The following is a 10,683-nucleotide window of genomic DNA, read 5'->3' as shown; positions in this document are numbered from 1 at the left end:
CACCTACACCCGCACCACTCTGGATCCCCGCCTGCGCGGGGACGACGGTGTAGATGTGGGTGGCGCCGTCAAAAAACCCTTCATCACCCACGCGCAATCCAACCACACACCACGCTTCCCCCTCAGGTAAACTGCGCGGCCGTTTTTTCTGTACCGGAATTCATCATGACCAACGCGCAATCTGCTCGTGCCATTGGCATCGACTTTGGCACGTCCAACTCCACCGTCGGCTGGCTGCGCCCCGGCGAAGAATCGTTGCTGGTGCTGGAAGACGGAAAAATCACCCTGCCTTCGGTGGTGTTTTTTAATTTTGAAGAACGCCGCCCGGTGTATGGCCGCCTGGCCTTGCATGAGTATCTGGAAGGCTACGAAGGCCGCCTGATGCGCTCGCTGAAAAGCCTGCTGGGTTCCAAGCTGCTGAAAAGTGAGACCGCCGTGCTGGGCAGCGCCCTGCCGTTTAAAGACATTCTTGGTTTCTTTATTGGCGAGCTAAAAACCCGCGCCGAACACGTGGCCGAGCGCCCATTCGAACAAGTGGTATTGGGCCGCCCGGTGTTCTTTGTTGATGACGATGAAAAAGCCGATAAAGAAGCCGAAGACACCCTGGTCGGCGTAGCGAAAAAGCTCGGTTTTAAGGATGTGTCGTTCCAATACGAACCCATCGCCGCCGCCTTCGACTACGAAAGCACCCTGAGCCGTGAAGAGCTGGTGCTGATCGTCGACATCGGCGGTGGTACTTCGGACTTCTCGCTGATTCGCCTGGCCCCCGAGCGCCATATGCTGCCCGAGCGGCAGAGCGATATTCTCGCCACCGGCGGTGTGCATATCGGCGGTACCGACTTCGACAAGCAACTGAGTCTGGCCGGTGTTATGCCACTGTTCGGCTACGGCAGCCGGATGAAAAACCAGGCCTATATGCCCACCAGCCACCACCTGAATATGGTCACCTGGCACACCATCAACGCCGTGTACTCGCAGCAGTCGCAAACCGCGCTAAAAAACATGCGCTACGACGCCGTGGACACCGAAGGCCTCGACCGTTTCTACAAGCTCATCGAGCAACGCGCTGGGCATTGGCTGGCCATGCAAGTGGAACAAAGCAAAATCGAACTGACCGAAATGGACAGCCGCAATATCTCGCTTGAGCGTATCGAGCCGGGCCTGGTGGCAGAGCTGAATCGTCAGCTGTTTGATGAGTCCATAGACGTATTGCTCGGCAAGGTAAACGGCAGCGTATTGCAGCTATTGGCCGACGCGGGCGTCAGCACCGAAGACATCGACACCGTGTTTTTTACCGGCGGCTCCAGCGGCATTCCGGCGCTGCGCGGCAATATCCAACGCCTGCTACCCAACGCCCGCCATGCCGAAGGCGACTCGTTCGGCAGTATCGGCAGCGGCCTCGCCATTGAAGCGAAAAAACGCTACGGCTAAACGCAAAACCGCCGGTGATCTCGTGGGGTGTGCTATGCGCCCCAAGCGGTTGACCTGATATCGCCAGGGTGCGCGCAGCACACCCTACGAGACGGCTATCACCTCCGACTCCTGGCCATTGACCAGCACCACATCCCCCGGCGCCTTACCGAGCAAGCTCTGGCCCATCGGTGAGCGCGGGGTGATGGTCATGATTTCGGCATCGCCGAATTGCACTTTTAACCCGGCACCATCGGGGCCGAGGAAGAGTTGGCGCCGGTGGCCGCTGTCACTTTCCAACAGCACCAGCGCGCTCAGTTGAATGCCCTGCTGCGCATCGAAATCACGCAACGGCAAGTTGCGATAGGCCGCTAGCGCCTGCTCAATTTCCGCCACCCGCCGCGATTGGCCATGGGCCAGATAACCCGCTTCCAACCCTAAGGTGTCGTACTTGTTTTCGGCGACGTTTTCTTCGTGGGTGGCCGCCTCATAGGCGGTTTGCAACGCAACCTGCGCGGTGTGCAAATCGGCTTCAAGTTTGGCGATGATCAGGGCGTGCAGATGGGCTTTGTTCATGGGCGCCATTGTGTCGTCCTGCTCGGTGTTTATGAAGCGCTTTTGCTAGAGTTGGCCACCGGCCTTGGCCAACTGTTCTGGAGCGCTCCATGTCCCCCTTCAAGGTATCTGCCCTCGTTATTACCGTCGCCTTGCTAAGCGCCTGCGGCCTCGGCGAAACCGCCGCACAGGCCGAGCTGCAAGCCAAGCAAGCACAACAGCTGCAAGAGCAGAAAAAGCAATTGGAGGCGCAGATCAATGCCGCGAACGCGCTGAACAACGAGCGCTTGAAGAAGGCGACCGAAGAGCAATAACGGTCGCCTGGGCGGCGCTTATTTTTTCTTCAGGCAGTCGCTCATAAAGGCTTTGCGCTCGTCACCTTTCAGGGCTTTGGCGGTGGCGTCGGCGTTACAGGTTTTCATCCGTTCCTGCGGGGTGGCGGCTTTGCTATCAGCCTTCAGGCAGGTGCTCATAAAGGCTTTGCGCTCATCGCCTTTAAGTGCTTTTGTCGTGGCGTCGGCGTTGCAGGTTTTCATCCGTTCTTGCGGGGTGGCGGCAAAGGATGGAGCGCTGAGGGCAGACAGCGTCAATAAGGCAGTAAGCAAACGGTGCATGGCATTTCTCCTGAGTAAACGGCGCACCGCTAGAGCTTAGCCAGTGCCCGGCGCTTTGCTCAGTGTGCAGGTACTCTTAGTTTGCAGGTACTAAGGTCATCTCCACCGGCTCGCCAGGGTTGTGTTGGCGTAGTTGCAGAATGTCCTTGGTGGCCATCAGCACCTCGGTTTTGTAACGCTGGCCTTCTTCGATCATCACCAGGTCAGCGCCATCTTGCTGCCATTGACCGAAGGCCGGTTTGTTACCGGCAGAGGCAAGCACCAAAGTGCCGTCGGAGAGAAACACATAGAGCATGCCTTTGCTCACGGTCGGCGACTCGCTGACGCTCCATACCCGATTAACAAAACTGGCCGGCTCTGGTGTTTCAGAGCAAGCACCGAGCACCAGCACGGCAAGCAGTGGCAGCAAAAAGCGCAGACGTTTAACAGGCATCGGCAAAGTCCTTGGCAAAATCCTTGGAGAGTCTGGCAACGGCCAGCGGCATACTTAGGCAACGTGCCGGGTCGCCAGGTTCAGCGCACGCCCAATTAAAGACCTGAGGTGTTTGATGGACTCCAGCGCAACCCTGCTGGCCGGCTTGGTGTTTGGCTCAATTGGCCTGGGGTATCTGATTTACGGCAAACGCCAGGGCCATGCGGTGGCCTGGGTGTGTGGTCTGGCCCTGATGGTTTACAGCTACTTTATTAGCGACCCGTATCTGCTGGTGGCCATTGGTGTCGGGCTGATGCTGGTGCCGCGCTTTGTGCGCCTGTGAGCGGCGAAATAACTCGAACTTAGTTAAAGCGAGGCGGCTCAAAAATCAGGCAAGCCGACAACGGCCCCCCACAAGGAATATCACCATGTACAAAACCAAACTCCTCGCGGCATTTTGTGCACTGGCAGCAGTGACAGGTTGCGCCAGCAAGCTGGAAAACCCGGTCGATTACGTGACCTACCGCAACGAACCGCTGGTCAAACAAGTCGACGTTGGCATGACCAAATCGCAAACCCTGACCCTTGGCGGCCCACCCTCCACCGAACTGAACCGCACCGTGCGCTCAGGCACCTGCAATAACTACGTGATGGAAAAAGACGGCGCCAAACAGGTGTACTACGTAAGCTTTGATGCCAACGACCGGGTCGATGGCAAGGGCTTTATGACCTGTGAGCAGATGGAACACAACGAACGGGTTAAGTAAGGCTTCGATCGGCTGCGCGTCGGCGGGGCCACGTTAAAAACGCCTTTGCAATGCTCATTGGCTACAGCCAACTGCGCTTACAAAGGCGTTTTTGCCTCGCCCCGCTCTAGCTCGCTCGATCTGGATTTTTATCGCCAGTGACGGCCAAAAAACAAAATCAAAAGCTCGCGATTTTGACGTTAGCTTTGCCCTAACGGACGCAGGCGATACTGCGGCGGCAGCTGTTCCATGCCGCTGACGGTAACGTTGAGGTTTTTCCAACGCCCATCCTTGATGCCGTAGATGCAGCCATGCACCGATAGCGCTTGCCCGCGGTGCCAGGCGTTTTGTACCAGGGTGGTGTGGCTGACGTTGGCCACTTGCTGAATCACGTTCAGTTCGCACAAACGGTCGACTTGCTCTTCTTCGGTCGGCAGCTGCGCCAGGTGGTCGCGCTGTTCGTAGTAAAGGTCGCGGATTGAGCGAATCCAGCCGTCGATCAAGCCCAGTTGCACATCCTTCATTGAAGCCCTTACACCGCCACAGCCGTAGTGGCCGGTGACCAGAATGTGTTTCACCTTGAGCACATCCACGGCGTACTGAATGACCGACATGCAGTTAAGGTCGGTGTGCAGCACCACGTTAGCGACGTTGCGGTGCACAAACAAATCGCCGGGCAGCAGGCCGACAATTTCGTTGGCCGGTACACGCGCATCCGAGCAGCCAATCCACAGGTATTCCGGCACCTGCTGGCGGGCGAGTTTTTCGAAAAACTCCGGGTCTTCCTGATTGATGGCCTCTGCCCAACGCGCGTTGTTGTCAAACAGGTGCTGTAGATCACTCATGGCCGTCGCTCCGAAAAAAATCGATGCACACCCTAGGGTGCGTGTGGGGGCTTTGACAAGCGGGTTGTGGCTCAGGTCACAGACCAATCACGGCTGTGGCCGGCGGTGAAAGGCTTGGCGCAACAGCCAGACAATCAACAATAGCCCTAACCCCAGCACCACACTCACGCCCCATTGCAGCGTACCGGCGTAGCGGAACATATCCGCTGGAGCAAAGCTCGGTGCACGGACCATACGCTGTTCGGCCGCCGGGCCGCTGGTGGGGATATTGGCCAGGCCATCGCCGTCGGTATCCGGCAGGCGACGGATATGGTCGAGCAAGCCCTGCCACTCCTTGTACTCCTGCACGCCAGGGGTATTGGGGTCGGCGTCGATAATCGCGTCGTTCAGTTCGGCAAGCGGCTTACCGTTGGCGTCTTTGGGCACCACGGTCATCAGGCCTTTGCTCAGGTCAGAAATCAGCCAGGTAAAACTGCCGACGTAACTGCTGGCGCCAATGCTGTACAGGCGCGGGTCGTTAAGGTCGAGGTCGCGGTAGCCGCTTTTGTCGTCGCCCAGTTCAATCCGGCTAACCCGGTCAAACGGCACGCGGTAGGGGTTGTAGCTAAAGCGTAAGCCGGCGACGCGGGGAAAGTAGCTGTCGCTGTCGCGCATCTGATAGGCCAGCAGCAGCACCTCCAAAATGCTCTTCAGCTCTTTGCCGCTGACATACACCTTGACCAGTGGATAACCCGGTGCGTCGTCCAACTGGCCAATGCCCAGCGGTGCGATGCGGAATAAATCAGACACCGCCTGCACGCCCGTACGGCCCTCAATCATGTCATCGCGGATGGTGCCGTTGCCGGTGAAGGCGATATCGCTGCCGGTGGCATCGCGCAGCGCATCGGTGACCAGGTTGGCGAGAATCGGATCGTCGTGTTCGCGGGTCAGGGTTTTGTCGACCTTGGCCAGCGGCTGATCAAAGCGATACCCCTTGGGCGCCAGCATCTGTTGGCTGACCTGCTGTTTGAACGCTTCGACCTGAGTGGTGATCACGCCGTCGCCAGCCGTTTGGTCATTGACCGGGTGCAGGCTGTAATCGCGCACCTGGGTTTTGCCGTCCTCGCCCAGTTGCATATGCAGTTCGCCCAAGTACTGGATTTCCGAACCGGCCTGCACCACCGGCGTATGGCCGTTGACCAGCACCGGTTGCGGCAGCGCCGTGTGCGAATGGCCGCCGACGACGATATCAATGCCCGGCACCTGCTCGACCATTTCTACTTCTTCGCCGCGCCAGCTGCCGTCGTCCTGCTGCGCCACGCCCATATGGGAGAGCAGGATCACCACATCAACCTTGTCCTCTTCCTTGAGTTTTTTCACCATGGCCTTGGCAGTTTCGATGGGGTCGGCAAAGGTCACCGGTGCCGTCATCGGCGAGACGGTAATGGCGTTGTAGCCGAGCAAACCAAACAGACCAAAACGGATACCGCCCTTGTCGATGACCTTGTAGGGCACGATGCGCCCGGCGTCCTGGTGCGCTTTAAGGCTGTCATCGTTGGGGTTGTTGGGGTCGAACTGGATATTGCTGGCGAGCACCGGTACCAGCTTGGCGCCCTCGGCTTTCGAGGCGGCGGTGAGCATGGCGGCCAGGCCCATGGGGCGGAAGTCGAACTCATGGTTGCCGAGGGTGGTGGCATCAAAGCCGATCTCACTCATCAAACGCAGCTCACTGCCGGCTTCGCGGCTGATGGTGTGAAACAGCGTACCCATGGTGAAGTCGCCGGCATCAAGCAACAGCAACGGCTGCTCGCCCGCCGCAGCGCGGCGCTGTTTAACCAGGGTGGCCAGACGCGCCACACCGCCGACGGTGCCGTCGTCATTAACAGTGGCCGGGGTGTACTCATTGTTAGGCCCGAAACCCAACAGGCGCGACTGCCAGTCGTTGGTGTGCAGCACGGTGAAGTCGCGGGGGGCGGCGGTGGCCGAGGCCAGGGTTGCACTCAGCAGCAAGCCGAAAACGAGGGGGCGCAGCAGGGGCATGAAAAAGTCCTTATTCATCGCGGTATTGATGCCGGCCGCGAGTATGGCCGCCCCCTCCAGCGACAACAGCGACCGAACGCGTCGGCCGCTGTAGCAGATCAGGCCGCAGCGCTAATCAAACAAGGTGCAAGCCATCACCAAGGCGTCTTCGCGGCCACCGGGCGCGGGGTAATAATCGCGGCGGCGACCGATTTCATTAAACCCATAACGCTCGTACAAGCGATACGCCGACAGGTTACTGGCACGCACCTCCAAAAAACACTCGCCGGCCTTAAGCTCATACGCGCGCTGCATCACCCGCTCCAGCAACTTCAGCCCCAGCCCGCGGCCCTGGCACAGCGGCGCCACGGTGATATTAAGCAGGTGGGCTTCGTCGATAATCACGCTAAGCACCGCATGCCCTACCTGACGCTCGCCTTCAAACATCACCCAGCAGTCATAGCTGCTCAGGCCGTCATGGAACAGCTTGCGCGACCAGGGGTGGCTAAAGGCAGCGCATTCGATCAGCACAACTGCATCAAGATCCGCCTCGGTCATCGGGCGGAAAGTAACCACGTCATTCATGCAGCGACTCGACTCCCGAACTCTGCCAGCGGCGCATCACACGTTGCATCGCCTGCCACAGCGGCGCCTTGCGCGCCGGCTCGTCCATCAACAACTCCAAGCTTGGAACTGCCCAAGCAGCGCCCAACCCTTCCACCTGCAACTCGCGGTTATAGGCCTCAGCATCGGCCTCACCGGCAAACCGAATCGCTGGCAGGCCGACCAGCCACAAGCACTTGCATTCCGGCTCCTCTTCCAGGCGCGCCATCAAAAAGCCCTGCACATACTCCAACGCCGCTTGCGGGCCTTGATCCATGGTGCCGCGCGCCAACAACGGCCAACGTACCGGCTCGCCGATAATTTGCGGACTGTCCGGCAGGCCGGCGGCACGCAACAGATCTTTCAACAACAGATAAGCAGGATCACGCGCAGCGAAGGGTTCGCCTGTGGACAACTCGGCAAGAATCACACACGAGCCCGCGCGCAACAGTTGCAGACTAAAACGTGGTGGTGCCACAGGGGCCACTTTCGCCGGGGCAACAGCGGCCTCTTCCTCCGCGGCCACCGGCTGCGGCTTGGCCTCCACCCGTGCAGTTGGGCGTGGCACTTCAATTTTCGGCCGCTCGCTAACAACCGCAGCGGCAGGTTCCACGACTGGCGCAACGTGGGCTTGTGGGGCGGCGGCAGCTTCTTTAACCGAGGCAACAGCGGCGGTCGGCTCCGGCTCGGCCGCCAGCGGCGCCAACAACTCCGGGCGCGAAGGCGCCGCAAAAGGCAGCGCAACACGCGGCAGCCAACTGGCCACCTGCATAGCATTCAAAAAAGCGCGACGGCGCAGTTCAGTGATCATTTCAGCTCCACACGCGGACTAGCATCGGCGTGACTGACGCGACAAAGGCGCGATTGTCGCCGCAAAGGCAGGTGCGGGGAAAGGGTGGTGTCCACGCAGATGGCGTTGGCTGCTGTAAGAGCGAGCTTGCTGGCTCCTACAGGAGATTACCGAGCCGCTTTTGATCTGGCTTGTGATCTTGATCTGGCTCTTGATCTACCCGCCCCTTTCACCGCAAGGCCGAGTGGAGTCGTTGAGTAAGGGGTTGAGCGGCAGGGACGCCGCGAGAGGCACATCGGGCCATGGAAGGCCCGTTGTGCCGTTCCCCTGGAGCAACGACGCAACGAGGGAACCTGGAGCGCAGCGCAAGGCCAAGGTAGGGGCTAGACCTTTTGGTTTCTTTTGGGGCAATGCCAAAAGAAACTCGCGCGTAAGGCGCGAAACAAAACACCAAGCCCACGCGGTAATGAAGAAAACCGAAATCTGGCGTGCACGGTGCGCGCGTAGGCTCACCTAATTAATCGGCGTAGCCGTAAGGTTCGCCCGAATATCAGCATTCTGCGCCTTAATCCCATACATCGCCGTAACAGCCCCACCCGTAGGATGCACATTCTGCAACCGATCCACATTCACCTCTTTGAAGGTAATCCGCCCATTCACCGCAAACCCCAGCGGATCGGGCGTGACATTAGTACCGGCATTGGCCCCACTCTTAACCTTCACCTTAGTCGGCGCCACATCCAGATTGAGATCGGCATTGACCCCATAGGTGTTGGCATTCGGATTATTCGGGTCCCCATCGGAGGTGGAGAAGTTGTCGATCACCAACTGCGCGCCAGTGCCATTACCAGCCGTGCGATTGGTCTCCCACAACACTTGGTTGCGCTTCTCATCAGTGGCCACGCCATTGACCGAACTGTCCACAGTCGTATCGCGGACAAACACACTTTTGAGTTTTACCGAAACGCCTTCATTGCCACGGTCTTCCCAGCGCCCGCCCCCCGCACTGCAGGCACTGGCAGTAGCGCCGCTGCCACCGACACACAGCGCCCCGGCGCCGCCCGAACTCAAGGCCAAGGTTGAGCCCTGTTCATAGCGTTTGAGCATGATCCGCCCCAGGCTGGTGCCGGTTGCCCGGTCGCCCCAACGCACATCGCTGACATCCAGCGTCGACCAGTATGTGCCCTTACGCAGTTCTACCCCGCCCTTCTCCCCCGCCGCGCCGCTGCTGATATCCAGAGTGCCGTCGCGAAAGTGCATGTCGTAGCTGGTGCCGGATAACCACAGGCCTTTGCCAGTTTCATCAACGGTGATCGCCGCCCGCGCCTCGCTCACGTAAAAGTCGGCGTTGTAGCGAATGCCGCTGCCACTAAAACCGCCCGGCTGGATGGTCAGCTGGCCATTTACGGTGAAGTCATAGGCGGGGAAGATTTCCATCAGCACCAGCAGCTCGGTGCCGCCTTGCAATGGCGCATTGGCCGTACCCACCCGCAAGCCATCAAAGCTGTAGCTGCCTTTGATGTTGTTCAGGCCCAAGCGCAGGCCGTCAAAGTGGCCGTTGTAATTGCCTTTGCTCATATCACTCAGGCTGCCGGCGTAGCAGCCGGTACTGGCCCCGGCGGCGCAGCTTTTGGTCAGGTCGAGGGTCAGTTGCCCTGTGCCGTTGGTGCGCAAGCCGCTAAACCACATGCTGTTGCCGTTATCGGTGAGCGAAACCGAGCTGTTGACCATGTTCCAGCTGACATCGGCGGTCACGCCTTTAAGGCCGGAGTTGATGTCGCCACCGGGGCGCAGTTTCAGCCAGTTTTGTTTGGCACCATCGTCGGCAAAGTTGAGGTCGATGCCCAGGCTGCCGAGTTTCTGGTTGCTGGCATTACCAATGATCAGCCCACCTAAGGTGGCGTTCAGGCGTAGGTCGGGGAATTTGACCTGGACAGAGTTGCCAGTAGCATCACCTGCCAGATCGAGGGTCAGGCCACTGGTGCTGCTGAGTACGCCGGAGAAGTTTTCCGCGCGCAGCACACCTTCGTCCTGGTACTGGAACAGGCTGTTGCTAATGGTCAGGTTGGGGCGGATACGAATGCCCTGGCCGCTGGCGCCGCCGCTACCGATGCTCAGGCTGCCGCCCAGCCGCAGGTCGAGGTTGAGTGAGCCAAAGCTTTTGCTGGCGTTGGCGTCGCGGGTGTCGGGGTTGCTGGGCGTCACCGGCACGCCGGCCACCGGGTCGCTGTGGGCCAGGTCCAGGCTGATGCCGCCGATACTGGCCAACAACCGCGAGCTGCCAAGGTCGAGTTTGACTTCTTTGCCGCTGCCGCCGCTGACGATATCCAGATAGGCACTGTTGAGGTAAGCGTCAAAGGACATGCCGTTGACGATCAAGTCATAGCCGTTGTCGCGGTAGTAAAAGGTCACGTCGGTGAGCGATAGCTTGCTGTCGTCCAGGCCAATACCACTCACACCGCTGGCGCCGCCGCCACGGATTTTCAGGGTGGCGCCCAAGGTGTAGAACGCGCGAAAACTACCAAAGCTGTTGCTGCTGCCGGCCATCTCGACATTGTTGACGGCCAACTGCTGCGCACCCGCTTTGTGCTCGACCACCAGTTGATTGCCGACCACGTCGATCTTGGTGGTTGAGCTGGACGTTGCTCCGGTGGCGGGGCGATTGCTGACGTCTTTGAGCGCCAGGGTTTTGCCGTCTTCGCTGTAGCTG

12 protein-coding genes are annotated in these 10,683 nt (G+C 59.4%); 4 read left to right on the top strand and 8 right to left on the bottom strand.

Annotation, left to right across the window (positions count from 1 at the left end; genetic code table 11):
- Nucleotides 1-165 precede the first annotated feature (165 nt).
- The gene (locus tag AAAB16_RS00675) at nt 166-1,431 is read left to right on the top strand and encodes an Hsp70 family protein (protein WP_340661597.1); all 1,266 of its coding nucleotides are present in this window, start codon (nt 166-168) and stop codon (nt 1,429-1,431) included.
- An 84-nt stretch (nt 1,432-1,515) separates the two neighbouring features.
- Here the strand turns inward: AAAB16_RS00675 and AAAB16_RS00670 are convergent, their stop codons facing one another.
- Nucleotides 1,516-1,986, bottom strand: a complete 471-nt coding sequence (locus AAAB16_RS00670; RefSeq protein WP_340661596.1) for a transcription elongation factor GreAB — start codon at nt 1,984-1,986, stop codon at nt 1,516-1,518.
- Between the two features lie 89 nt (nt 1,987-2,075).
- Here AAAB16_RS00670 and AAAB16_RS00665 point away from each other — a divergent pair, with 89 nt between their 5' ends.
- Nucleotides 2,076-2,279 carry a hypothetical protein gene (locus AAAB16_RS00665; protein ID WP_340661595.1) on the top strand — a complete coding sequence of 68 codons (204 nt, stop codon included), beginning with the start codon at nt 2,076-2,078 and terminating at the stop codon, nt 2,277-2,279.
- A gap of 18 nt (nt 2,280-2,297) precedes the next feature.
- On the opposite strand, the gene AAAB16_RS00660 is transcribed toward AAAB16_RS00665, so the two are convergent.
- Together AAAB16_RS00660 and AAAB16_RS00655 are read right to left on the bottom strand one after the other, a co-directional pair.
- Complete coding sequence (locus AAAB16_RS00660; protein WP_340661594.1) at nt 2,298-2,579, bottom strand: PsiF family protein; 282 nt, start codon at nt 2,577-2,579, stop codon at nt 2,298-2,300.
- Between the two features lie 76 nt (nt 2,580-2,655).
- Nucleotides 2,656-3,012 (bottom strand): hypothetical protein, encoded by a 357-nt coding sequence (locus AAAB16_RS00655; RefSeq protein ID WP_340661593.1) that lies wholly within the window; start codon nt 3,010-3,012, stop codon nt 2,656-2,658.
- 115 nt (nt 3,013-3,127) lie between these two features.
- Between AAAB16_RS00655 and AAAB16_RS00650 the strand changes: the two genes are divergently transcribed.
- Nucleotides 3,128-3,334: a hypothetical protein gene (locus AAAB16_RS00650; protein ID WP_340661592.1), complete on the top strand. Its 207-nt coding sequence runs from the start codon at nt 3,128-3,130 to the stop codon at nt 3,332-3,334.
- An 85-nt stretch (nt 3,335-3,419) separates the two neighbouring features.
- On the top strand, nt 3,420-3,758 hold the full coding sequence (gene osmE, locus AAAB16_RS00645; RefSeq protein WP_340661591.1) for an osmotically-inducible lipoprotein OsmE: 339 nt from the start codon (nt 3,420-3,422) through the stop codon (nt 3,756-3,758).
- A 179-nt stretch (nt 3,759-3,937) separates the two neighbouring features.
- Here the strand turns inward: osmE and can are convergent, their stop codons facing one another.
- The 5 genes from can to AAAB16_RS00620 form a co-directional block, all read right to left on the bottom strand.
- Nucleotides 3,938-4,582 carry a carbonate dehydratase gene (gene can / locus AAAB16_RS00640; RefSeq protein WP_340661590.1) on the bottom strand — a complete coding sequence of 215 codons (645 nt, stop codon included), beginning with the start codon at nt 4,580-4,582 and terminating at the stop codon, nt 3,938-3,940.
- An 87-nt stretch (nt 4,583-4,669) separates the two neighbouring features.
- Nucleotides 4,670-6,601: a bifunctional UDP-sugar hydrolase/5'-nucleotidase gene (locus tag AAAB16_RS00635; protein ID WP_340661589.1), complete on the bottom strand. Its 1,932-nt coding sequence runs from the start codon at nt 6,599-6,601 to the stop codon at nt 4,670-4,672.
- A gap of 111 nt (nt 6,602-6,712) precedes the next feature.
- Nucleotides 6,713-7,165 (bottom strand): ribosomal protein S18-alanine N-acetyltransferase, encoded by a 453-nt coding sequence (rimI, locus tag AAAB16_RS00630; protein WP_340661588.1) that lies wholly within the window; start codon nt 7,163-7,165, stop codon nt 6,713-6,715.
- Nucleotides 7,158-7,994, bottom strand: coding sequence for an energy transducer TonB (locus tag AAAB16_RS00625; RefSeq protein WP_340661587.1), 837 nt, complete (start codon nt 7,992-7,994; stop codon nt 7,158-7,160). The genes rimI and AAAB16_RS00625 overlap by 8 nt, the downstream gene beginning before the upstream one ends.
- Nucleotides 7,995-8,486: 492 nt before the next feature.
- The coding region (locus AAAB16_RS00620) for a hypothetical protein (RefSeq protein WP_340661586.1) at nt 8,487-10,683 on the bottom strand (2,197 nt) is incomplete at its 5' end.

This window comes from Pseudomonas sp., from assembly GCF_037994325.1.
Classification (GTDB): Bacteria; Pseudomonadota; Gammaproteobacteria; order Pseudomonadales; family Pseudomonadaceae; genus Aquipseudomonas.
The sequence above is the reverse complement of the archived record's forward strand: the minus strand, read 5'-3'. Positions and strand labels throughout refer to the sequence as shown.